The following is a 23,591-nucleotide window of genomic DNA, read 5'->3' on the forward strand; positions in this document are numbered from 1 at the left end:
ATCCTCTTAGTCTGTGTAATTGTAGTGATTCTTTTACTGATTTTTTCGAAGGGTAAAAACTCTTAACCATGTTTTATGGAGAAGAACACAGATTTAGAGATCATTTCTCATTTAAAGCCATCAAAGATTGTTAAAATCATGAAGGACCCGGAAGCTTCTGCAAAGGCGGTACATCTTGTATATACCACCGATGCAGAATCCGCCGGAATTACGCGTAAGAAAACCGGAAAAAAATATTCCTATTATAAGGATGGTGAAAAAATCAAAGATAAGGATGAAATTACCAGGATCAATAAACTGGTGATCCCTCCCGCCTGGGAAAACGTGTGGATATGCGCACTGGATAACGGCCATCTTCAGGCCACAGGTTTTGACATCAAAAAAGAAAACAGTACCGCTATCATCCATTATGGAGTGCCCTGCGAAACCATACCAAATTTTACAGGATGCTTCAGTTTGGCTATGCCTTACCCGAAATGCGACTTCATCTGGAACAGGACCTTGCTATAAGGAGCTTTGAAAAACGGAAGATACTGGCATTGATTGTAAGCCTTATGCAGAGAACTAATATACGTATCGGTAATAATGTATATGAAAAGTTATATGGCTCATTCGGACTGACTACTCTAAAGGATAAACATGTACAGGTTAAAGGCCAGAAAATTACTTTTTCATTTAAAGGCAAAAAGGGAATCATGCACCATATTGACCTGAGAAGCAAAAGACTGGCAAGACTGGTTCAGAAATGTAAGGATATTCCCGGGAAAGAACTTTTCCAATATCTTGATGATGAAGGAAACCGACATTCTGTAGATTCGGGAATGGTGAATGAGTATATCAAAGAAATAAGTGGTGAAGATTTTACTGCTAAAGATTTCAGAACCTGGTCCGGAACGGTTAGTGCCCTGATTGCTTTTAGAGAAATAGGATATGCAGAAAGCAACACCGAATATAAAAAGAAAGTTAAGGAAGCTTTGGACATTGTTGCAGAACATTTGGGCAACACTTCCGCAGTATGCAGGAAATATTATGTACATCCACTAGTTATCAATCTTTACGAAAACAATACCATCAAAAAATACCTTGATGAATTGGAAATCATTGAAGAGAATGACGGAAAGGCAGACCTTACAAGAGAAGAAAAGCTTGTCCTCAAGATTCTTGAGAATGAAAAGATGTAATGTTTGGAAGAGGGAAGCTGGAAGTACTACAATACACTATTGTTATGAATGTCGTTTTTAAAAGCCACTTCACTTAAAAGGCTAACTTTAATATATAGAGTAAAATACTTCCATCTTCCAGCCTTCAGTTTCAGCCTACCCATTAATCCTGTTCTGCAAAAACTGAGTTCTGTACTCTTTCGGAGTAATTCCTGCAATCTTTTTGAAAAGCTGTGTAAAATGGCTGGCGGTATGAAAATTCAATTCATAAGCTATTTCAGCAATATCTTTGCTGGAATGTAAAAGTGCTTTACTGTAATTGATATCAATCTCATTGATCCATTGTTTAGGAGATTTTTGAGTCACTCCTTTCACACATTTATTCAAATAACTCTCTGTAACCGATAATTTATCAGCATAAAAAGCTACCCTTTTCTCACAGACATGATACTTAAACAGAAGGTCCCTGAACTGCAGAGACAGCTCCATGGGACGTGTAGCCGATTTATGATGGGTATCAGAATCCGTGCTCAGCATCTTGATTAAAATCAGGTGAAGCATGGTCACCACTACATCGTTGATATTGAGGTTATTCAACCAGAGTTCCTGTTCCATAATCGGAAGAAGCTGGGTAATGGTTCCGTAGGTTAAGCTATCCAGATTCAGAAAAGGGGTCATGAAGAAGATACTGCTCTTATGTTTGGGGAGCTCCTGCTCAGAAAGGATATTATTTTCATAGGCCAGAAAAAATCCTTCAATATCATCGGATAATTCTACCGTGGCGGTTATTGTTCCTTGTTTGATGAAGATAACGCCGCCTTTTTCAGCGTGATATTCTTTATTTTCAAGGTACTGTCTGATATGACCGTTGGTCACGAAAATGATAAAATTAAAAGTCGTACGGTACGGAATCACCGGCATCAGAATTCCCTTAAGATAATTCTCTATGCGATAAAGTTGTATATCCGCATTATTGGCTAATATTTTCTCAGTGATATTGGGGAGAAAAAGCTTTTTATATTGAAAATTGGATAATACCTCCATATCTGATGTAATGATTAATTAAAATTAGACAAAATTTGTAATGTAGAAATCGAAGAATTTGAAAATTTGAGGATGTGTGAATTTGAAAACCTCAAACCCTCAAACTCTAAAACTTATAGTACACTCCTACTCTTACTCCAAACGGGCTTCCCGGAGTATAGGTAAGATCTGTGATAGGTTCTGCTTCACCTTTTAGCTGGGTTTCTGTCGCAAATTGGGCTTCATTCCACTTTACATTAAAAAGGTTATTCAACTGAATATTTGCCCCCCATTTCTGGCGATTGTATGAAAGCATCAGATCGTTCACAAAGTACGCCTTTGTTTTGATGCTGTTGTCTTCCACCGCCGGTCTTGAGCCAAGATAACGGTACTGAAGTCCCAATGAAAAACCATCAAGAAAATCCCAGTTTACCGATCCTGTACTCGTCACGACCGGAGCCAGCGGAACATAATCCTGTCCTTTTTCCTCTTCAAGAAACCGGGCATGAGAATAGTTGATATCCGCATTCAGATAAAAATTTTCCAATGGCTGGAAGCGAACTCCCAAATCTGCACCGAAGCGTCTTGACTTCCCTGAAGGTTCTACTACCGCATCATCACCCACATAAACAAACTCCTGCTGCAGATCCATAAACCATACTGCCGGAGTAATAATCAAGGATTTGAAAGGATGCAGTCTTACTCCAAAATCTGCCCCGATTGAGTATGGAAGGGTATTTTCGTTTTTATTCGGAACAACAACTCTCAAGTCGTTGGAATGGAATCCCATTCCTGTTTTTAAAAACCACATTACATTATCATTCTGGGCGTATGAAAAATTAAGCTTCGGGCTTAATCTTGTAGCTTCTTTTGACTGTCCGGAAGGTAATTGTTCAGAATCCAGAAGGTTGTGCATATTAAAAATAAAGTGATCTACTCTTAATGCTGGATTAATGGTCCATTTTCCTGTTTTCCAAACCAGACCTGAGTAAGCATGAAGATTCGTCTCTGTTCCGGTAACATCAGACATTCTGCCTAATAATACATCTCTGTGATAAACGTGATTAAGCTGTAAGGTATTGATATCATCGTTTCTTAACCCAATTCCTGAAGTCCAGTTTAATGAACTGTTGGCGAGAGAGAACGTTTTGGTATATTTTACTTCGGCTCCGTAGATATTTCTTCCGTCGGTCTGCTGAATTTCATCCCCATGATCTTTATATTTCAGGTTAAAAGTAAAGTCAGAAAAAAGGTTAAAATTATATTTTGAATAAAAAGCCATCGCATCAATCTGCTCAGAAGGAGAGATCACGTGTTTAAAATTCATCTGAATATTTGTTCTTGAAGTTTTTCCGCCCTCGGTAGGATCTATACTTCCCCATCTGCCAATGATGCCTTCATCTACAGCGCGCTCCGGAATCTGTCCGGAAGCATTCCATGAAGAGTTGAATGTTGAAAACTGAATATTAAAATAATCATTGTCCGTCAGCCATTGATTATATTTTCCAAAAATATTGACTCTGTTGAAATTCTGCTTTACATCAAAAGGACCGTCCGTATAATTGTATTCCGCTGCGATATAAGCATTTTTCCTTCCAAGATCATCATGAAGAATATTGAACATTCCTAACAGTCTTTTTGAATTAAAAGATCCTCCTTCCAGTTTAATCATACTGTTTTTAATCCCGTTATATGTTTGGAAATCAACATACCCTGCGGTATTAAAATCACCCCGATCCATATAATATGCTCCTTTTCCGAAATCAATATTATTAACCGTTTCAGGAATCACAAAGTGAAGATCGGAATAGCCCTGTCCATGAGCATGAGATACAATATTCACCGGCATTCCGTCTACGTTTACGCTTACATCGGTACCATGGTCGGCATCAAATCCTCTTAAAAAAAGCTGTTCTGCCTTTCCTCCTCCGGCATGTTGTGCAATAAATAATCCCGGAACTTTTCTCAACAGGTCCTGTGCTGAATTTACGGGAAATTTATTCAAATCCACTTTTGTGATAGCTGATAAGAACGAGCTGTGATTGATAGCCACTTCAGAAATCTGAAAAGGTTTATGTTGTAAAAAAATAACTTTATTTTTATCATCATCACTGATTACCCACTTTACCTCATCATATCCCGGGCGGCTGATCACCAGTGTATCCGGAAGAGATTTTACAGGAATGGCAAATGTACCGTCTGATCCTGTATGCGTGTGATTGTTTCCGTGATCATATTTTACCAATGCATCCGCAATCGGGAATTTATCATCAGCATCTTTGATTAGCAACTGCTTTTCTACTTCCTGCGCCATCATTTTTCCACTGAATGCCATGATTAGAAATGCCGCTGCTATTGTAGTTATTTTCATTTTTTGTTTTTAGTTAAATTATAAATTAGAGAAGATAATAGACGAAGATGAAAGACAAGGAATTCAGGATTTGCATTTAACCTTACTTGTCAATATTGAATTTTGTTTTGCAAATGAATCGTCAATTGCTATTGAAACGGTAACAGTCTCACTATTGAATTTTGAATGATTCTGCCTTTCGCTCTCAGACTCTCAGATCCCCTCACTCTCAAACCCAGCCTATCCTTTTGCTTTACGAAATACTCTCTGAATCAACAGGGTAATCCATGTTCCGGCTACAAATGGGAATGTAAATACTCCCCCTACTGCATCCAGGTAATGATTATCAATCAGGAAATCATCAATAATTATGGTTAAAAGAACAGCGATCAAAACCCATAACCCGTCTGTTTTTTTGATCCCAGAAAATACAATGGCTGAAAGAACAGCATTAAAGCCGAATAACCCCATGTGAATCTCTTTTACAGGTTCCCCATTCAATTGTGAAAGTCCTGCTCCAAGAATCGATGCTGCAAGGCCGTACAAAGCAGCTATCGGCGAGCTGATAAAAACGGCAATGAAGAAAATCATTCCTGAAAGTACACCACCCCTGAATATGACTTCACCAAAACCATTGGTACAGGTAAGAAAATCATCATATTTTGTAGAAACTACCTCAGCGTTCAACATCGCAGATGGCGGAATATGGGTAAAGTGGTGCAACGTAAACACCAATACCCAGGTAATGATAATAAAAGGAAAAGTGAATACCGGAATTTTCTTTTGGATAAAGAAATGTTGAATAACCGCAGCCAATGCCCCACCCAGTATAATAAGAATCCATATCAGCCATGTAGTTTCGAACAGAAAGGCTAGTGCTACTCCTACCAGCGCTGCACTGAAGCCATATAATCCGGCGTCAATTTCTGATCTGTTATATTTTAGCTTCATTGCAGTAAAAGTTCCGGCTGCTGTTGAAAGCAACACCGCTACTCCACACTGCCAGCTTCCCATAAAGATTCCTACCAGGAACAGCAACCCGGTCCATCTGTTTTCCTGAAGCATGATTTGCCCGATTCCTTTTAAAATATGATCCAGAAAAGGGAATTTTTTGAAAAATTCGTCCATAGTTTTTTTAATTGTATTAATGATTGTAATTAGAGAGATGAGAGATAACAGACGAAGAGATGAGAGACATTGTAGACTTAAAGGTCAATGATCAATTTTGCTTCGCAAGTGAATGGTGAAGCAAGAAAAAATCCTCAATCATCAGTGAAAGGATGATAAACCTGAACTTTAAACTTTGAACCTTAAACATTCTCCCTCTCAAACGCTTCTGCTCTAAAACCCTTAAAATCGTTTACCAGCCCAGAAAAACCATTCCGATTCCGCAGACTGTTACCACCGCACCGCTTACGACTCCCATATATCTTTCCAGCTTTTCGGTATTGAATAATGTTGAATAGCCATAGCGTCCCAAAAGAACCATTCCAAGCATCGTCAATACGGTAGTGATGGTAAACGAAGTCACCAAAACTGCAATTTCAGACATAGAATGTTTGACCCCGGAATAGAATAATAACGGGATTAAAGGTTCACTGGGTCCCATTACGAAGATCATAAAAAGAACAAGCGGGGTCACTTTTATTCTTTTTTGAGGCATTACCATTTCACTGTGATTGTGTTCGTACACATAGACCTCATCACCCATGACATCAAAATGTTTGTGAGGTTTATTCCTGATTGCCTGGATAAGGCCATACACCAGATAAACGCCTCCAAAAATAAGCAGCGCCCATCCTGAAAAATTACCTCTGATATCCTGAAACCACGAAATTTTATTCAGCTGCCACCCCAAAAACACCCCGATAAAACCTAAGATCAGAGAGCTGAAAACATGCCCGAAACCACAGACAACGGTTAAGATCGCTGTTTTCATTCCGCTCCATTTTTTAGATTTTGAAATTACGATGAAAGGCAGGTAATGATCCGGCCCTGAAGCAGTATGTATAAAACTTATTGAAACGGCACTCAAAAGAAGCGCCCAAACTGTACTATCCATTTTTTAATTTATTTTTTCAGTAGCCTTGTAAAGGGTTAAAATCTTGATAAGGCTACTCTGCGTTACCACAGGATTTCCTGCACATGAAGAAAGAAATTATACATCAATTCTCCTCCATGGCCCAACGCTCTTACGACAAATCCGTTTTCTTCCATCGCAGAAACCCCTACTTCCATGTCTGCATGATGATGAGCAGCAGCTTCAACAATTTCTTCAATCAGGCCGTCTTTGTCTACATTCTCTTTTGTGCTGTAGAAAATTAAAGTTCCCTGATGGGTATATTGCTCAAGATTACCAATGCTGCTGATTGGGATCAGATCCGGCTGAATTACCACATTATCTTTAACTATCAACTTATTTCTGTGGTAGATTTCCATAATGTTCTGGAAGCGTTTTAGTTTAAAAACTTCTCCGTAATGCTTTCGTCCGCAGGTAATGATCTCGCTGATAATAATCTGACTGTTTTCCCCGATATGAATATGGGCTTTACTCTTAAAATTGGAATCTTCATGCGGAACAATAGGGTGCGGAACGTAAGCAAAAGAAGTTTCATCTTCCATAGTGACATTCAGTTCCTGAAGTGCCTTATCTTTCATATTAAACAGTCTTTGGTAAGACTGCGACTGCAGCTGAAGGGAAGCTCCTTTTTCAATCGTTACATCCAGGTGGTAATGGTCTCCGTCCAGAATTCCCGGAGAGGAGCTCATCACCATCTGATAAAGCTTTTTGTCACTTTTTCTCTGTCCTACAGAAACTACTCTGAACGGTAGTGAGACATAAAGATCTTTTACATATGATTCTCCCCCTTGAATCCTGCGATAATGTTTAAACGACTATCCATTTATCTTACTAAGTTCGGTTCTTCAATTTCTTCAAGAAGTGCATATTTTTTGATCCATCCGATCACTTTATCCAATCCTTCATCCGTTTTAAGGTTTGTGAATACGAAAGGATTTCCTTTTCTCATTCTTCTTGCGTCATTTTCCATCACTTCGAGGCTTGCTCCTACGTGTGGCGCAAGGTCAATTTTGTTGATGATCAGTAAATCTGATCTGGTAATACCGGGCCCTCCTTTTCTGGGAATTTTTTCCCCTTCTGCCACATCAATAATAAAGATGGTAACATCGGCAAGATCCGGGCTGAAAGTAGCTGAAAGGTTATCACCTCCACTCTCGATAAGTACCAATTCAATTTCCGGGAAACGGGCTGCCAGCTCGTCTACAGCTTCAAGGTTCATACTTGCATCCTCACGAATAGCCGTATGAGGACAACCTCCTGTTTCTACTCCTATAATTCTGTCATGAGGAAGCAGACTGTTTTTAGCCATAAATTCCGCATCTTCTTTTGTATAGATGTCATTCGTGATTACTCCAAGATCATATTTCCCGAATAGTTTTCTGCTTAAACGTTCCAATAATGCAGTTTTTCCTGATCCTACAGGACCTGCAACTCCTACTTTTATATATTTTCTGTTTTCCATTTTGTTACATTTTACTTTGTTGTTGTTTAACGCTGAGAGCGTTAAGATTTTTTGATTGATTGTGAATATTTTCCGTTCGCCAGGGCGTTTCATTCTGCAAGGTTATTCACATTAGCCCCTCCGCCTATTTGTTTTTTTAAGACATATAAAGTCTTGAATACAGTCTTTCATGTTGCATACATCTGATATCAAAAGCCGTATTACAAAGCCCTACCATATCTCTGTCCAGCTCCATCGTTTCCCAAACTGTTTTTTCCATTACCGGATACAGGGAAAACAGGATGTCCTGTCCGTCGAGTTGACCCAGAGGCACCAATTTTACGGCATTGGTGATCATTCCGGCTACAGAAGTGTAATAGAACCCCAGAAGTGCTTCGTATAAAGGAATTTTCATCAGATAAGAATAGACTCCAAAGACGATACAGTAATGAGAATTGGCTTCTTTATTCCGGATTGCCTTTTCAAAAGCCTCCATAAAAGGGAAGTTCTCCCTTCTTTTAAAGATCTTTATTAATCTGAGACCAAGCTTCTGACTGGCCTGACGGATTTCTTTGGGACATTTGATCGAATTGCATTCATTATCCAGATTGATCAGTGCCTGCAAATCTCCTTTTTCTGCGGCTTTATACGCCAGTTTTACAAAAGCTCCGTCATTGAATTTAAGATTGTACTGAAGCATGTTCTGCACAAACTCTTTGGCAGTATCCACATTATGGACGATCCTTTCCTGCACATAGGTTTCAAGCCCGTTGGAATGGGTATAACCACCGATCGGGAGCGTAGGATCCGCAAGATGAAGCAGTCCTGATAAAAAATTGATATTCATATTATTCATCTTTCGGAGCAGCCATTTTTAAGATTTTAGTAAAAATTGTGGAACCGAGACTTCCGTGTCCGTGAGGTTCTACATTGGATTTAAGAAGATTCAGCAGTTTTACAGATTGTTTTTCCGGTTTAAAGCCACTTGCTTCCAGCCATCTGAACATAGGCATTTCAAACGGAAGCAGTACTTTGTCCTCCTGAATGAAAAGCGGAATATGTTTGTTTCCGATTTCATAGCAAACCGTTCCCATTTCTAAAAGAGAAGCCGGTGCCATTACGATAGCTTCTGTTTCTAAAACATTGATGGCTATCACTTTTTCTGCATCTTCGAAAAGAATATCACCTTCACGCAGGCGTTGACCTTCTTTCAGAAATCTGATGGCGACATCAACTCCCTGCCTGGTCTTTTTGCGTTGGATTCTTTTGGTGGTTTCAAACCATTCCAGATCCAGATAATCTATAGTCTTTTCCGTTGGATTTTCGGTAAGATTGCCTATGGTTTGATTAATGATCATTTTTAGCCGATTTTTTTCTGAAGTCTAAATTTTTAGAAATACCAACCCCGAATGTTGATCCGCTGATTCCGGCTACATAGCTTTTCGTCCAGCCTTCTTCTTTGGTTTTAGTCTGAAGCATTGAAAGTTCTGCAAATTTGAATTTCAAAGCCCAGCCTCCACCTAGTAAAATCCCGATCAAAGGATAAGCACGAAGACGGAATCCGTTAAAATTCTGCATAGCATCCGCTGTTGTTGATTGTTGTTGCCCCCAAACATAGTGAGCATCCACTTGCCCGATCAGTACAAAATACTTCCCAAGCATTACAGAAGGGCTGTACCAAACTCCTGCTTCATTCTGTTTATACATGACATGATGATCTACAGTGTTTTGCGAATACGCATAATTAACTCCGATGAGATCATTATTATTGATAAAATATCCTACTCCCAACGGGGCACTTGAAACCGTGCTGCTACTGCTTGATGGTGTAGTGATTTTTGAGTAATCCAAAGAACCGTACACCATAAATTGCCCCTTTGGTCCCTCTTCATCGCTTTTAAGCCTGTGTCCTCCTAAAAACTGAGCACTTACATTACACGACAGTAATGACATTCCGGCTACAGCAAGAGAAAAAACTGTTTTATTTAAATATTTCATTCTGAACGTAGTTCTATCATTGTTTTTAAATTCTATAGGATCTATCTTTTTTGTTGTTAAATAAACCTAACAGGTCTTTGAAACCTGTTAGGTGTTATGGATAAGATTTATCTTAGAACAAATAATACAACTGCGTTAAAGGAAGTGTCTCTGCCGGTTCGCAAGTGATATATTCACCATCTACCGTTACTTTGTAGTTTTCAGGATTCACTTCAATTAAAGGAGTCTTATCATTATGGATAAGATCTTTTTTCCAATATTTCTACAGTTTTTCACCGGAAGGATCATTTTTTCTAATCCATAGGAAGCAATCGTTCCGTTATCGATAGAGATCTGGGATACGAAGTTGGCACAAATACCATATTTTGCTTTTCCGTGGGCACCGAACATATTTCTGTAGATAATCGGCTGAGGTGTTGGAATAGAAGCATTCGGATCACCCATTTTAGCTGCGATAACAAATCCTCCTTTGACTATCATTTCAGGTTTCACGCCGAATAATGCAGGTTTCCAGATGACCAAATCCGCCAGTTTTCCTTCTTCAACAGATCCTACGTATTCTGAAATACCATGTGCAATCGCCGGGTTAATGGTGTATTTAGCCACGTATCTTTTAGCACGGTAATTATCGTTTCCGCTACCCTGATCTTCAGCTAAATCACCTCTCTGTTCCTTCATTTTACTTGCCGTCTGCCAGGTTCTTGTAATAACTTCTCCTGGTCTGCCCATTGCCTGAGAGTCTGAACTCATGATACTGAAAACTCCCATATCATGAAGGATATCTTCTGCTGCAATCGTTTCAGGACGGATACGTGAATCTGCAAATGCCACATCTTCAGGAATGTTTTTGCTTAAGTGATGGCACACCATCAGCATATCTAAGTGCTCATCGATTGTATTGATCGTGTAAGGACGCGTAGGGTTTGTAGAAGCCGGTAATACGTTTGGATACATCGCCGCTTTGATGATGTCCGGCGCGTGACCTCCACCTGCACCTTCCGTGTGGAATGTGTGGATTACTCTTCCGTTGATCGCTCTCATTGTATCTTCAAGAAAGCCACCTTCATTTAAAGTATCGGTATGAATGGCAACCTGAACGTCATATTTATCTGCTACTTTTAAAGCGGCATCAATTGTTGCAGGCGTTGCTCCCCAGTCTTCGTGAATTTTTACGCCTAATGCTCCGGCCTCCACCTGCTCTTCTATTGGTTCTTCTGCTGAACAGTTCCCTTTTCCGAAGAATCCAAGGTTCATCGGATATTCTTCTGCTGCTTCTAGCATTTTCTGCATATTGAATTTCCCTGGAGTTACCGTCGTAGCGTTTGTTCCGTCGTTTGGTCCTGTTCCCCCACCAATCATTGTAGTGATTCCACTATATAAAGAAGTTTCAATTTGCTGCGGGCAGATGTAGTGAATGTGCGTATCAATTCCTCCGGCAGTTACGATATATCCTTTTCCACCATGCACTTCAGTAGAGGCACCAATAATCATGTTTGGAGATACTCCGTCCATGGTATCAGGGTTACCAGCTTTACCGATTCCTACGATTTTACCGTCTTTAATTCCGATATCACCTTTTACGATTCCCCAGTGATCGATGATTACTGCTCCGGTGATACAAAGGTCAAGAACGCCTTCATCTCTTTTGGCAGTAACATTTTGTCCCATCCCGTCACGAACGGTTTTTCCTCCTCCGAAAACGGCTTCATCTCCGTAATGGGTAAAATCTTTTTCAATTTCAATAATAATTTCAGTGTCTCCCAGTCTGATTTTATCTCCGGCTGTAGGACCTAATATATTGGCGTATTGTTTTCTGTCTATGTGTAAGCTCATCTTACTGATTTTTAAAGTTTAATTCCTGAACTTTTGCAAGGCTTGCTTTTTTCTGATCTTCAGAATCTACCTGTCCATCAACAAGATTATTGAAGCCCATTGCTTTTTTGGTTCCTCCTATTTCTACCAATTCCACTTCTTTTTCTTCTCCCGGTTCGAAACGTACTGCAGTGCTTGCTACAATATTCAGTCTCTTTCCGAAAGCTTTTTCGCGGTCAAAGCTCATTGCTTTATTGACTTCAAAAAAATGAAAGTGTGAACCTACCTGGATGGGGCGGTCTCCTGTATTGGTAACTTTGATTTTCACCGTTTCTCTGCCTTCGTTGCAGATAATAGTGCCTTCTTTTACAAAAATTTCTCCTGGTATCATGATCAGTAGGGATTAGCGGATTGGGTTGTGTACGGTTACCAGCTTCGTTCCATCAGGGAATGTCGCTTCAATTTGCACATCGTGGATCATTTCTGCCACGCCTGGCATTACATCCTCTTTGGTCAGAAGATTGGCGCCTTCCTGCATCAGCTCAGCAACTTTTTTCCATCTCTTGCTCCTTCAAGCAGGAAGTGACTGATCAATGCAATGGATTCTGGATAGTTTAATTTTAGGCCTCTGGCTTTTCTTTTCAGAGCGAGTTCGCCTGCCAGAAATAGCATAAGCTTTTCCGTTTCTCTCGGTGTTAAGTGCATAGTATGTTTATTTAAAATTGGACAAACAATATCCTGTTCACCTTTCTGAAAAGGCAAATAGAAATGTTCAGAAAATGTAAATTGGGAATGAGTCTGATGGATCCGTATTTATGCAATACAAACCATAACAAATCATTACAAGTTTAAAAAATGAGGGATTAGCAGCCCGCTATTTGAAGAGAATGATACAGAATGTATCTTGGTGCTGTAATGTAAATACGGTTTTGAACGGCCGCAACCGGAGCAGTAAAAGTATACTTTGCAAAGAAATAGTGCAACCATTGCTGAGCAAGTATGGAATAATCAAATTTTACCTTCTCCCAATCATTGGAATCCTGAATATCCTGTGCGTCCGAAAAACTGTAGATTTCAGGCTGGGAATGTTCATCCGATTTTTGTTGAAGAAGATGTATTTTTGATAAAAGGTCAGAATAGGGTTGAGTTTTTGCCTTATGTACAAAATGACTTGTGCATAAAGTTAAAAAAAACAATATAAAAGAGAAAAATACGACTCTTTTTTTCATACCCTGGAAATAATGATGTAAAATTATAACAATCTCCCATCACAGGCTATCAAAAAAAATATTTAAAATGTTCAAAATCGCAACAAACGTAATTTTACGTATTTTTAACATTTAGTTATAATTCCTTTATTTACAATACTTAATCAGGGTTGATGAACTATGACAAATATTTTATTGTCCCATTTCCTATAATTATGGAAAACCAGAGCTTTTTTTGCAACACTTGAATAAATACAACAAATACATTCATTTTTTTTATTTTTTCTTATAAAAAAAGCCACCATTATCCAAGCAATACCTATAATTTTAGTTTAATTGATAAAAAGCTGTAGTATTTTTTCTTTCCTTATAATTATCGTAAATTTGTATACAAGATACTTTTAATAAAAAAATAATACAACGTAATATGTCAAAAGCAATTTCGCAAGTACCATTAGCGGTAAACGAGCCGGTAAATTCATACGAACCGGGATCTCCGGAAGTTAAAAGCCTTATCGACACCTACAAAAAGATGTGGGCTGAGAAAGTAGAAATCCCAATGATCATCAATGGAAAGGAAGTAAAAACTGACAATAAAGTTCAGCTTCAGTCTCCTCAGGATCATGCTCACGACTTCGGATTTTACTACCAGGGTGGTATGCAGCATGTGGATGACGCTATCAACGCGGCATTGGCAGCTAAAGAAGCATGGAATGCACTAGGTTGGGAACAGCGTGCAGCTATTTTCCTAAAAGCAGCTGATCTTTTAGCAGGTCCTTACAGAGATGTTATTAATGCAGCTACGATGATCGGACAGTCTAAAAATGTTCACCAGGCTGAAATTGATTCTGCTTGTGAATTTATCGACTTCTTAAGATTCAATGTAGAGTTCATGACAGAAATGTATGCTGAGCAGCCGGTTTCTGACAACGGAATCTGGAACCGTGTAGAGTACAGACCATTAGAAGGATTCTGCTTTGCAGTAACTCCGTTCAACTTTACAGCTATTTCAGGAAACCTTCCTACTTGTATGGCTATGTTAGGAAACGTTGTGGTATGGAAGCCTTCTGATAAGCAGGTTTATTCTGCAAAAGTAATCATGGATGTATTGATTGAAGCGGGTCTTCCTGCTGGTGTTATCAACATGATCTTTACAGATGGTAAAGAAACAGCTGAAAAAGTATTGGCACACAAAGACTTTGCAGGTCTTCACTTCACAGGATCTACTAAGGTATTCCAGGGAATGTGGAAAATGATCGGTGATAATATCCACAACTACAGAACTTATCCTAGAATCGTGGGAGAAACGGGTGGTAAAGACTTCGTTATTGCTCACCCTTCAGCTAACGTAGAAGCTGTGGCTACTGCTTTGGTAAGAGGTGCTTTCGAATATCAGGGGCAGAAATGTTCTGCAGCTTCAAGAGCTTATATTCCTAAATCTCTTTGGGCTGATGTGAAAAAAGTAATGGAAGCTCAGATGAGCACGATCAAAATCGGTTCTCCTGAAGATCCATCTAACTTCGTGAACGCTGTAATTGACAAAAATTCTTTCGAGAAATGCAAAGGATATATCGACAGAGCGAATGCTTCAGGTGAAGCTACAGTAGCTATCGGTGGTAAATACGACGATGCTAAAGGATGGTTTGTACACCCTACGGTAATTGAAACTACAAACCCTCAGTACGAAAGTATGGTAGAAGAAATCTTCGGACCAATCTTATCTGTATTTGTATATGAAGATCAGGACTGGAAAGAAACACTAAAATTAGTTGATTCTTCTTCTCCTTATTCACTAACAGGTTCTGTATTCTCTCAGGACCGTTATGCAATTGCTGAAGCTTATAAAGCGTTGGAAAATGCATCCGGTAACTTCTACATCAACGACAAGCCAACAGGTGCTGTAGTAGGTCAACAGCCTTTCGGAGGTGGTAGAGCTTCAGGAACTAACGATAAAGCAGGTTCGAAAATGAATCTTCTAAGATGGACATCTGTAAGAAGCATAAAAGAAACTTTTGTTTCTCCTAAAAACTACAAATATCCATACTTAGGATAATAAGTAATGAGTAATAGGTAATGAGAATTGTTGCCTGTTCTTTCAATACAGCCTCGGAATTTCGGTTTCGGGGCTTTTTTATGAATGATGGGGTTTACAGCATTTCAAGATTCAAAGTACAAGGTTTAAGATTAATTGTCTTGATAGAAATCAATTTGGTCCGCACCTACTTTAATACTCTAATACCTCTAATCTCCACTTACCTAACATCTTTTAACAAACTTTACCTATATTTTACGACTTTATAACCCATATTAGGAATAATAGTTGTTTTTTCATAATACACCCCAAAATAAAATTGTATGAAAAAGTTATTGCTAACAGCTATCGGAATAGGCATATTTGCAGTGAGCTGTGGAACCAAAGAGTCATCTATGTCGACCGGTACCCGTGATTCTGCAATGGACAAATCCAGAACAATGTCACCAGTTGCCACAGACACGATGAAGACAAAGAAAATGAATCCTGACAGTATCAAGATGAAAAAGGATTCAGCGGTGATGGCTCCTGTCAAATAGATTTTATATCGTTTAATTTAAAATGGAAAATCTGCAGATGAAAGCTCTGCAGATTTTTTGATGAATAATATGAGGATAAAGATTGTAAGAGGTTTGGGCTAAAGCCAAATGAAATCATTTAATTATGCTGAGATCCGAATATATAGTAATTATTTAACAACAAGATCTTTTATCTTTTATAAAATGCTTATATTTGATTAAAACCAAACATTCAAAATAATAGAATTATGAACAAATTATGGATAGGAGCCATTCTTGCACTTTTTTTTCTGGGAAGCTGTGCTCAAAACAAGGAGAAAAGAGAAGAATTTAAGGATGCTCACAATAAAGATTCTTTAAGAAACAAAATGGGAGACTCTGCAGTAGCTAATTCTGAGCCGGCAACAGCCACTCCCGATACTACCCAAGCAAAAACAGACCGTACAAAAACGAAATAAAAAACCACAAATCCGCAGATGTTCTGCGGATTTGCACTTAAAAAAACTTGACTGAAAAAAAACCGGGCAATCAACCCCGATTATATTGTTACGAATCCCTTATCAGAATATCTTTTTAACCTGATAAAAGAGGAACTGAAGTTATCCCAAATAATGAAATACTCGCGAGCACCTTATATAAAGTTTCATGGTTCGGGCTGGTGTTTTTGTTTTAAGTATGCTTTACGTTCTGAAAAAATTCCTTCAGAAAAATAAAGAAATCAGTTGGAGTACACTGCTAGACATTCCCTCTAAAACTGCCACAAAGATAGTGTAGCAGGCGCATCAGATAAAATATTAGGTTAGCCATTTTCGCGAAAATAGCAAGTACGGATGAAAAAAATCACCTGCTTTTAATCATTTTCGCGAAAATGGATATTCCGGTCTGAGCCATTTTCAGCATCAAGATGCTTGATATAGGCTGAAGGGGAAAAATCGGTGACCGCTTTAAAGACCGCCGCAAACTTACTGTGTGAAGAGAAGCCGCACTCATCTGCAAGAATACTGATTTTGTATTGTCTGTACTTCTCATCATTAATCAGTTTATCCACAATATAATTGATTCGTAAACGATTGATATAGGTTTTAAAATCGGTATTTTTGTGTTGATTAATGACGTAAGAAAGATATTTGGTATTGGTATTTAGTTCTCCGGCAAGAAAAGACAGGGACATGCCTTTGTTGTTGTAAAGCTGTCCTTTTTCAAATTCTTCAAGAAGTTCCAGTAATTTTGATTCTGTTTCGGAAGTCATCAGTGAATCATTCCTTCTCCTATCGGCTTCGCTGTCTTTTTCATCAATTTCTTCCACAGAAATATTGGCAAACTCAAGATTATCATTCGATTTGAAAAGGTGTACATTATGGGTAATCGGGCGTAATTGTGTTCTGATAATGCTTCTTAGTTTTGAACGTTGCCGTTTCTGAGTAACCCTGAAAAAGATAATCAGTCCGACGAGCGATACGAAAAGAAGAAGAATAGCCGTATTTTTCACCACATTCATTCCGCTAGTTTTTTTGGTATTTTTAGTGAGCGGAGCTTCGAGATCTTTCATTCCGAACCCCTGGTTACGGGCAGCAATACTGTCATAAGCCCTTACATATTTTATCGCATACAAAGAAGCCTTGAAGTCATCACCCGTTCCTTCGTAATAATCGTTGATGTTAGAATATACTGCTTTCTTAAGTTTAAGGCTACGGGAAGTATCTGCAATTTTTTCAGCTTTTTTTAAATACAGTTCGGCATCTTTCCAGTTTTCCTGTTTCAAGCGTATTCCTCCCAGGCCGTTATATACCAGGCCTAAAATACAGCTTCCTTCCTTCAGTAATTTTTCGGCCTTTCGGTAATAATTTTCAGAAACGGGATAGTCATTAAGTTTAAAATAGATATCACCCAACAATTGATAAGAAGCTGCTTCCGTTCTATCTTCCCGCTCGCTTTCTATTTTCCCGAAATACTGTAATGAGGATTCAATAGAGCGAATGGCATCCGTGTAATGTCCCATTTCCATCTGGTAATAGGCCATTTCCTGATTGAGCAATCCTGCCATTTCACTTCTTTTATGGGGATCGGTAATTTTCAGAGAGGCTTCGAGGCCTTTTACAATATATTTTTTTGATCTTTCCTGAAGACCTACCTGACGGTATTGTTTTGCCAAAAGCCGGTTGATGTATGCCAACCATTCCTGGCTGTTCATCTGATTGATTAGTGAATGCGCATTTTCGCTGTAGCAGATGGCTTTTTTAAATTCTCCTGCATAGTGATAAAGTTCCGATGAAAGAATCAGGCTTCTCACCTTTTCCTCCGGTTTTTGGGCGGCCATATAAAGGGAGTCAGCAGTTTTTAATGCTTGGGGCAGGTTTTTATGGGAGGTTACCACAGAAGTTCTCTCACAGATCTGTTCGAAACGGTCTTTTTTCTGTGCAAATAGGGGAATTGCTGTAGCAAGCAAAAACAAAAATTTCAGTAATCTTTTAGGCATAAAAAAACAAATTATTACTTTTATAATAATTCATCATTTTTTCATTGGGTGTCTTTTTTGTTTTTTACAAAACTACTAATATTTTAGTTTTAATTAAAATATTCCACTGTAATTTAATCATTTAACTAAAAAATAAATTTACATTAATTTTAATAATATGTTTAAAATAGTAAATGATTTTTTTTTTACCATCTTAAATATATATTAAAAACAATCTTCTCACCGAATTATTTTTGATATGACCAACTTAATTGTCATCATATTGATTACATTTGCATGGAATGAATAAAAAGTTTTATGAAAAAAATAGCAATACTTTCATCCCTGTTTATAGGAGCTATAGCCTTTGCACAGGGAATTAAATTTGAAGACGGCAACTTTGCGTCTATCCTGGCAAAAGCAAAAAAAGAGAACAAACTTATTTTCGTAGATGCCTATGCATCATGGTGCGGACCATGTAAGCTTATGGTAAAAAATATTTTTCCGCTTAAGAACGTGGGAGATTATTACAACTCGCATTTTATCAATGCTAAAATTGATATGGAAAAAGGTGAAGGTATTGATCTGGCTAAAAAGTATAATGTTAAAGCCTTCCCTACCTACCTGTTTATAGACGGAAACGGTGAGGCCGTACACAGAACGCTGGGTTATGTGGAAGAAAAGGATTTCATCCAGTTTGCAAAAGATGCTGAAGATCCGGGTAAAAGATTAACAGCATTAAAGCAAAAATTTGAAAATGGGGAAAAAGATCCTGAATTTTTGAAGAATCTGGCGATGCTCACCATTTATAATGACACTGATTTTGCAGGGAAGGTCCTCAACCGTTATTTCCAACAGAAAGCATCTCTTGATCAGGATGATGTTCAATTACTTCTTGCAGCCACTCAAAGTACTGAAAGTCCCGTATACAAAATATTCCAGGACAAAAAAGCTGATATCACTAAAATTTTCCCGGAGGATCAATATAAAAAAATTGATAAGAATATCCAATTAAATACAATAGCAAAGAAAGCTTACAATGCTGACACCAAAACATGGGATGATACCTATTTCCTTACAGAAACTCAAAAGTTTTTAAGCAAGGAAGAAGCTGATAAAGTGTTAAAAAGGATGAAGGCCAACAGAGCTTTAAAAAACAAGGATATTCCAACATATGAGAAACTGGTTCTTGAGCTTTATAAGGATATCTCTGCTACAAGTTCCGAAGAATTGAATTCACTGGCCTGGAATTTCTTTGAAAATGTAGATAATAAAGCTTCTCTGGATAAGGCTGTGGCCTGGGCACAGGAGTCTGTTAAAAAAAATCAGAACTATGCCAATACAGATACTTTAGCCAATCTTTACAACAAGATCGGAGATAAGAAAAATGCAAAATTATGGGCTGAAAAATCTATTGAACTGGCGAAAAGCACCGGTCAGGATTCTTCTGATACAGAGAAATTATTGAAGAGCCTCTAAACACGGCTCAGGATAAAAAAGTAAAAACCGCAGAATAGTTTCTGCGGTTTTTTTATTGTATTGATAAAAACAAAAATCAGCTTATATTTAAGTCAGGAATTTTATTCCTTCATTCTTTCCGCCGATTAATATTCAAAAAGAACGCTTCCCCATGTAAATCCGCTACCGAAAGCAGAAAGAAGGACTAGGTCTCCTCTTTTAATTTTTCCCTGCTCAATAGCCTCGCTTAAAGCAATCGGAATAGAAGCAGCAGTTGTGTTCCCGTATTTCTGAATATTATTAAAGATTTTATCGTCCGGTAATCCGAATTTCTGCTGAACAAACTGAGCAATTCTCAGGTTTGCCTGATGGGGAATAAACATATCCAGATCTTCAATTGATTTTCCGGCTTTATTCAAAGCTTCCATCATAGTCTCAGGGAATCGTGTTACCGCATGTTTGAATACAAAGTTTCCGTTCATAATAGGATAAACTTCTTTGTTGGTAACATTTTCCGGCTCTTTTCTCATTCTGTCGCTCCAACCGAACTTGGATCCCGGGAACTGTGTGCATAGCTCGTCCGCATATTTACCTTCGGAATGCATATTTACAGCTAATACATCTCCTGCATTTTCATCTTCTGTGGCAGAAAGAACAATAGCCCCTGCCCCGTCTCCGAAAATGACTGATACTCCTCTTCCTTCGTCAGAAAAATCCAGTCCGAAAGAATGAACTTCAGCTCCTACAACCAGTATATTTTTATATGTTCCTGATTTAATAAAGGCATTCGCAACGCTCATCGAGTATACAAATCCTGAACATTGATTTCTTACGTCCAAAGCACCAATGGTATCGCATCCCAGCATATCCTGAAGCAATACTCCACATCCCGGAAAATAATAGTCCGGAGAAAGAGTGGCAAAAACAATATAGTCAATATCCTTCGCAGTGAGCCCTGCATTTTTAATAGCTTTTTCAGCAGCTTTATACCCTAGGTAAGCTGCTGTTTCCTGAGAATCATTTCTATTTTTACGATGTCTTCTTTCTTTAATACCTGTCCTTTCCGTAATCCATTCGTCATTTGTGGTCATTAGTTTTGCCAGATCGTCGTTGGTCACAACATTATCCGGAACATAAAATCCTACACCTTTTATGGTACTTTTAATCATATAGTTTTTTAATTTTGGCAAAGATAAAACTTATTTAAAACATAGTATTTCAAAATATTAGTATTTTTACTTTATGCCAATTGAAACAATATACAGAAGTGCCCACTGTGAGTGGGTAGATGTAGAGTCTCCCACTGCAGAAGACCTTAGATTCCTTCATGAAAGATATGAGATCAACAACCTCCTTCTGGAAGATACCATAGACCCCAACCACCTTCCCAAGTATGAGGAAGACGGAAATGTAAAGTTTTTCCTTCTTCGTGAAAGTACGGAACTGGAAAGGAAAAACCTCAATACGATCAGTGATATCAGCACTAAAATAGGAGTTTTTCTGCTTGGAAATACTATTATCACGGTACACAGGATGAAAACGCGAAGTATTTCCGATACTAAAAAGACGATTGCAACGATTCAGGAAGATGTCACCCCACAAAAAGTACTTTTAATGATTGCTATTCTGATTATGAAAAGTTTTGATGATGAATCTTTGAGCCTTTTTGAAACTATGGATAATATTGAGAATGAGATTTTCCTTAAAAATACAAACCATACAAGCCAGATCCGAAGATTGTATAAACTGAAGCGGAAATCCGGGCTAAACTCACGGGTTCTGGTCATTTCTACAGATGCTATAGACAAGTTTAAATTATTGGACCTTCAGGATTCTGAAATTGTCGATTTAAAGGATAAACATAAAGATGTTGTCGCCGATTTTGATCACTTGAATATACAGATCACCAACCTTATTTCTATGTTTTTGGCTCTTTCAGATCAAAAGGCCAACCAGGTTATGAAGGTTCTTGCCATTTACTCGGTATATTTCTTACCTATTACCTTTATTGCCGGAGTGTACGGTATGAACTTTGAAAATATGCCCGAACTCCATCATAAACATGGTTATTTTATTACTTTGGGAGTAATGGCAACGGTAGTGATCAGCACTTTCATCTATGTGAGACGCAGACAATGGTAGATTTTTTAAGACTGCGCAAGGCTTAAAAGTCATTATAATTGCCAGTCATTTTGTATCCTCTATTTGCAGCAGAATATTAGTGTATCTGACAGAACGGCTGAAAAAGTGAACGGTTTTTGCCACGAATTCACGAATAATTTTTATTCGTGAATTCGTGGCAAAAACTTTATGTATTACGAACTTTGCATTAAAAAACACTCTTGATTTTACAAATAATTAAGTAATTTAGGGACTGCTTCCCCCAAGGCACACCATAAAGCAACACGCCAAAATAAAATACTATGAAAACTGAAGACCTGAATACAATTCTGGAAGATGATTCTCTATCCGGAGCCTCCAAAGATAAGCTAGTGGCATTGCATCAGAATATTTCTTCTAAAGAGTTCTCAGATCTTTTAGATGAATATGGTCATCAGTATGTGGAATTTGTACAGGAAGGCGGTGGTGTCTGGGGAAGTGCACTGGTAGGTTATCTGTATGGACTGGAAATCTTCGGGGTCCGTTTTCTGAAAGTTGCCGGAACGAGTGCAGGAGCAATAAATACCATGCTTATAGCCGCCTGCAGAACAAAAGAAGAGGCTAAGAGCGATGTTATTAAAGACATTTTGTTCAGCTGGGATTTTTCAGATTTTATGGATGGAAAAACGTATGTAAAGACGACACTCCATGCCATGCTGAATAATAAGAATTTCTTTAAAATCAATGCTATCCTGGCTATTATTTTTATTGTCATTCTTATCATTACTCCTTTTGCTATTCCTTCAGGGACGATACTGAATGCAAAGCTGATGTTCCTTATTCCATTAGTTCCAGCCTTAATCTTATTTTTCTGTATCAAAAAACTGTATCATAACTTCAGGAAAGAAAACAGCGGTCTGAACCCCGGAAATGTCTTTTTAGATACCATGAAAAATGCGCTTGATGGTTTCGGAGTAAAGACGGTAGCCAACCTCAATGAAAAATTCATCCAGAAAGAATATAATCTTAACCTGAATTACCGGTACGGAAACAGGGATGAATATTATACCATTGCGCTTCAAAGTATCGAAAAGATTAAGGTTAAAAATCAGGAACACATTGATGAAACTAGGTACAAAATATTCTATAACAGCGTTGTAAACAATGATTATTACAGAAATAATCCTTTTTACCAACTCAGATCGGAATATGTGGTCATCACGACGGATATTAATGCCAAAATAAAGGTAGAACTGCCTACTATGGCGAATTTGTACTGGTCGGAAGAGGAACTCAAGCACATCAGCCCGGCTGAATTCGTGAGAGCATCCATGTCTGTTCCTTTCTTCTTTGAACCTTTTCAGAAAAGCATCAACAAAAATGATGATTCTGTAAAGTATGCCTGGAAGTTCTGGATGAATACCAAACAGGAAGATATTAATTCTGTGGGTGTATTTATCGATGGTGGCAGTATTTCCAACTTTCCGATTGATCTTTTTCACGCAGATGAAGTGTTCTATCCGCGTCTTCCTCTCTTTGCGGTACAGCTCACCAGCGATTCCGGTATCCTTTCTGAAAGAGGAAAAACAAGTGAAGAAATTATGGCTACTCCTTTCAGTTATGCCGGGAATATCATCAGTACCCTGAAAGGTTTTAATGATAAGACTTTTCTCACCAAGCACAGTTTTTACCGACTTTACAGTATACAAACCGTTAATTGCGGAACCAGCAGCTGGCTGAATTTCTTTATGAAAAAGGAAGAAAAAGAAGATCTTTTCAACAGAGGTTTCCAGGCAGCCCTGGATTTTTTGAATCAATTTGACTGGGAAAAATATAAATATGAGCGAATGATGCTCACCATGAAAGAGAAAAAAATTCTGAAAGAAGAAGATACGCCAACTGTGGGATAAGGAATTTTGAGTATTTCAGAAAAAATATCAGTTGAAACTAATTATT

The 23,591-nt window shown here is 38.2% G+C and carries 18 protein-coding genes and 4 pseudogenes; 7 read left to right on the forward strand and 15 right to left on the reverse strand.

Annotated features, from left to right (window positions below):
- Nucleotides 1-75: 75 nt before the first annotated feature.
- Nucleotides 76-1,181: pseudogene (locus H3Z85_01110) on the forward strand (DNA topoisomerase IB).
- 135 nt (nucleotides 1,182-1,316) lie between these two features.
- Here H3Z85_01110 and H3Z85_01115 read toward each other — a convergent pair.
- From H3Z85_01115 to H3Z85_01175, 13 genes and pseudogenes are all read right to left on the reverse strand, one after another.
- On the reverse strand, nucleotides 1,317-2,204 hold the full coding sequence (locus tag H3Z85_01115; GenBank protein QPQ52146.1) for an AraC family transcriptional regulator: 888 nt from the start codon (nucleotides 2,202-2,204) through the stop codon (nucleotides 1,317-1,319).
- A gap of 106 nt (nucleotides 2,205-2,310) precedes the next feature.
- Nucleotides 2,311-4,554 carry a TonB-dependent receptor plug domain-containing protein gene (locus H3Z85_01120; protein QPQ52147.1) on the reverse strand — a complete coding sequence of 748 codons (2,244 nt, stop codon included), beginning with the start codon at nucleotides 4,552-4,554 and terminating at the stop codon, nucleotides 2,311-2,313.
- Nucleotides 4,555-4,773: 219 nt separating this feature from the next.
- Nucleotides 4,774-5,661, reverse strand: coding sequence for an urea transporter (locus tag H3Z85_01125; GenBank protein ID QPQ52148.1), 888 nt, complete (start codon nucleotides 5,659-5,661; stop codon nucleotides 4,774-4,776).
- A gap of 232 nt (nucleotides 5,662-5,893) precedes the next feature.
- A complete protein-coding gene (locus tag H3Z85_01130; GenBank protein ID QPQ52149.1) occupies nucleotides 5,894-6,595 on the reverse strand; it encodes a hypothetical protein in 702 nt (233 codons plus the stop codon).
- Nucleotides 6,596-6,657: 62 nt separating this feature from the next.
- A pseudogene (locus H3Z85_01135) lies at nucleotides 6,658-7,436 on the reverse strand (urease accessory protein UreD).
- Nucleotides 7,437-8,075, reverse strand: coding sequence for an urease accessory protein UreG (gene ureG / locus H3Z85_01140; protein QPQ52150.1), 639 nt, complete (start codon nucleotides 8,073-8,075; stop codon nucleotides 7,437-7,439). It abuts the pseudogene before it with no gap.
- Between the two features lie 136 nt (nucleotides 8,076-8,211).
- The gene (locus H3Z85_01145) at nucleotides 8,212-8,901 is read right to left on the reverse strand and encodes an urease accessory protein UreF (protein QPQ52151.1); all 690 of its coding nucleotides are present in this window, start codon (nucleotides 8,899-8,901) and stop codon (nucleotides 8,212-8,214) included.
- Between the two features lies 1 nt (nucleotide 8,902).
- Complete coding sequence (gene ureE, locus H3Z85_01150; protein QPQ52152.1) at nucleotides 8,903-9,412, reverse strand: urease accessory protein UreE; 510 nt, start codon at nucleotides 9,410-9,412, stop codon at nucleotides 8,903-8,905.
- Nucleotides 9,402-10,052, reverse strand: a complete 651-nt coding sequence (locus H3Z85_01155; GenBank protein QPQ52153.1) for a hypothetical protein — start codon at nucleotides 10,050-10,052, stop codon at nucleotides 9,402-9,404. The genes ureE and H3Z85_01155 overlap by 11 nt, the downstream gene beginning before the upstream one ends.
- A 112-nt stretch (nucleotides 10,053-10,164) precedes the next feature.
- Nucleotides 10,165-11,885, reverse strand: a pseudogene (ureC, locus tag H3Z85_01160) (urease subunit alpha).
- 1 nt (nucleotide 11,886) lies between these two features.
- Nucleotides 11,887-12,255, reverse strand: coding sequence for an urease subunit beta (gene ureB / locus H3Z85_01165; GenBank protein ID QPQ52154.1), 369 nt, complete (start codon nucleotides 12,253-12,255; stop codon nucleotides 11,887-11,889).
- Between the two features lie 12 nt (nucleotides 12,256-12,267).
- Nucleotides 12,268-12,569, reverse strand: a pseudogene (gene ureA, locus H3Z85_01170) (urease subunit gamma).
- 158 nt (nucleotides 12,570-12,727) lie between these two features.
- Nucleotides 12,728-13,093 (reverse strand): hypothetical protein, encoded by a 366-nt coding sequence (locus tag H3Z85_01175; GenBank protein QPQ52155.1) that lies wholly within the window; start codon nucleotides 13,091-13,093, stop codon nucleotides 12,728-12,730.
- 406 nt (nucleotides 13,094-13,499) lie between these two features.
- On the opposite strand from H3Z85_01175, the gene pruA reads away from it, so the two are divergent.
- The 3 genes from pruA (at nucleotide 13,500) to H3Z85_01190 (ending at nucleotide 16,080) form a co-directional block, all read left to right on the forward strand.
- On the forward strand, nucleotides 13,500-15,125 hold the full coding sequence (gene pruA, locus H3Z85_01180) for an L-glutamate gamma-semialdehyde dehydrogenase (GenBank protein QPQ52156.1): 1,626 nt from the start codon (nucleotides 13,500-13,502) through the stop codon (nucleotides 15,123-15,125).
- 302 nt (nucleotides 15,126-15,427) lie between these two features.
- Entirely contained in the window at nucleotides 15,428-15,643 is a 216-nt protein-coding gene (locus tag H3Z85_01185) for a cytochrome C551 (GenBank protein QPQ52157.1), read from the forward strand.
- A gap of 227 nt (nucleotides 15,644-15,870) precedes the next feature.
- A complete protein-coding gene (locus H3Z85_01190) occupies nucleotides 15,871-16,080 on the forward strand; it encodes a hypothetical protein (protein QPQ52158.1) in 210 nt (69 codons plus the stop codon).
- 392 nt (nucleotides 16,081-16,472) lie between these two features.
- Here H3Z85_01190 and H3Z85_01195 read toward each other — a convergent pair whose 3' ends face one another.
- Nucleotides 16,473-18,098, reverse strand: a complete 1,626-nt coding sequence (locus tag H3Z85_01195) for a helix-turn-helix domain-containing protein (protein ID QPQ52159.1) — start codon at nucleotides 18,096-18,098, stop codon at nucleotides 16,473-16,475.
- 297 nt (nucleotides 18,099-18,395) lie between these two features.
- Between H3Z85_01195 and H3Z85_01200 the strand changes: the two genes are divergently transcribed.
- Nucleotides 18,396-19,556, forward strand: coding sequence for a thioredoxin fold domain-containing protein (locus tag H3Z85_01200; protein ID QPQ52160.1), 1,161 nt, complete (start codon nucleotides 18,396-18,398; stop codon nucleotides 19,554-19,556).
- 125 nt (nucleotides 19,557-19,681) lie between these two features.
- On the opposite strand, the gene H3Z85_01205 is transcribed toward H3Z85_01200, so the two are convergent.
- Nucleotides 19,682-20,704: a ketoacyl-ACP synthase III gene (locus tag H3Z85_01205; protein QPQ52161.1), complete on the reverse strand. Its 1,023-nt coding sequence runs from the start codon at nucleotides 20,702-20,704 to the stop codon at nucleotides 19,682-19,684.
- A 73-nt stretch (nucleotides 20,705-20,777) separates the two neighbouring features.
- Between H3Z85_01205 and H3Z85_01210 the strand changes: the two genes are divergently transcribed.
- Together H3Z85_01210 and H3Z85_01215 are read left to right on the forward strand one after the other, a co-directional pair.
- The gene (locus H3Z85_01210; GenBank protein QPQ52162.1) at nucleotides 20,778-21,677 is read left to right on the forward strand and encodes a magnesium transporter CorA; all 900 of its coding nucleotides are present in this window, start codon (nucleotides 20,778-20,780) and stop codon (nucleotides 21,675-21,677) included.
- Between the two features lie 281 nt (nucleotides 21,678-21,958).
- Nucleotides 21,959-23,545: a patatin-like phospholipase family protein gene (locus H3Z85_01215; protein ID QPQ52163.1), complete on the forward strand. Its 1,587-nt coding sequence runs from the start codon at nucleotides 21,959-21,961 to the stop codon at nucleotides 23,543-23,545.
- Nucleotides 23,546-23,591: the final 46 nt, after the last annotated feature.

This window comes from Chryseobacterium indologenes, assembly GCA_016025055.1.
GTDB lineage: Bacteria > Bacteroidota > Bacteroidia > Flavobacteriales > Weeksellaceae > Chryseobacterium > Chryseobacterium indologenes.

What these genes read in the sequence shown, in the direction of transcription:
- H3Z85_01115 (QPQ52146.1), bottom strand. Translation starts at nt 2,204, where the DNA reads ATGGAGGTATTATCCAATTTTCAATATAAAAAGCTTTTTCTCCCCAAT.
- H3Z85_01120 (QPQ52147.1), bottom strand. Translation starts at nt 4,554, where the DNA reads ATGAAAATAACTACAATAGCAGCGGCATTTCTAATCATGGCATTCAGT.
- H3Z85_01125 (QPQ52148.1), bottom strand. Translation starts at nt 5,661, where the DNA reads ATGGACGAATTTTTCAAAAAATTCCCTTTTCTGGATCATATTTTAAAA.
- H3Z85_01130 (QPQ52149.1), bottom strand. Translation starts at nt 6,595, where the DNA reads ATGGATAGTACAGTTTGGGCGCTTCTTTTGAGTGCCGTTTCAATAAGT.
- ureG (QPQ52150.1), bottom strand. Translation starts at nt 8,075, where the DNA reads ATGGAAAACAGAAAATATATAAAAGTAGGAGTTGCAGGTCCTGTAGGA.
- H3Z85_01145 (QPQ52151.1), bottom strand. Translation starts at nt 8,901, where the DNA reads ATGAATATCAATTTTTTATCAGGACTGCTTCATCTTGCGGATCCTACG.
- ureE (QPQ52152.1), bottom strand. Translation starts at nt 9,412, where the DNA reads ATGATCATTAATCAAACCATAGGCAATCTTACCGAAAATCCAACGGAA.
- H3Z85_01155 (QPQ52153.1), bottom strand. Translation starts at nt 10,052, where the DNA reads ATGAAATATTTAAATAAAACAGTTTTTTCTCTTGCTGTAGCCGGAATG.
- ureB (QPQ52154.1), bottom strand. Translation starts at nt 12,255, where the DNA reads ATGATACCAGGAGAAATTTTTGTAAAAGAAGGCACTATTATCTGCAAC.
- H3Z85_01175 (QPQ52155.1), bottom strand. Translation starts at nt 13,093, where the DNA reads ATGAAAAAAAGAGTCGTATTTTTCTCTTTTATATTGTTTTTTTTAACT.
- pruA (QPQ52156.1), top strand. Translation starts at nt 13,500, where the DNA reads ATGTCAAAAGCAATTTCGCAAGTACCATTAGCGGTAAACGAGCCGGTA.
- H3Z85_01185 (QPQ52157.1), top strand. Translation starts at nt 15,428, where the DNA reads ATGAAAAAGTTATTGCTAACAGCTATCGGAATAGGCATATTTGCAGTG.
- H3Z85_01190 (QPQ52158.1), top strand. Translation starts at nt 15,871, where the DNA reads ATGAACAAATTATGGATAGGAGCCATTCTTGCACTTTTTTTTCTGGGA.
- H3Z85_01195 (QPQ52159.1), bottom strand. Translation starts at nt 18,098, where the DNA reads ATGCCTAAAAGATTACTGAAATTTTTGTTTTTGCTTGCTACAGCAATT.
- H3Z85_01200 (QPQ52160.1), top strand. Translation starts at nt 18,396, where the DNA reads ATGAAAAAAATAGCAATACTTTCATCCCTGTTTATAGGAGCTATAGCC.
- H3Z85_01205 (QPQ52161.1), bottom strand. Translation starts at nt 20,704, where the DNA reads ATGATTAAAAGTACCATAAAAGGTGTAGGATTTTATGTTCCGGATAAT.
- H3Z85_01210 (QPQ52162.1), top strand. Translation starts at nt 20,778, where the DNA reads ATGCCAATTGAAACAATATACAGAAGTGCCCACTGTGAGTGGGTAGAT.
- H3Z85_01215 (QPQ52163.1), top strand. Translation starts at nt 21,959, where the DNA reads ATGAAAACTGAAGACCTGAATACAATTCTGGAAGATGATTCTCTATCC.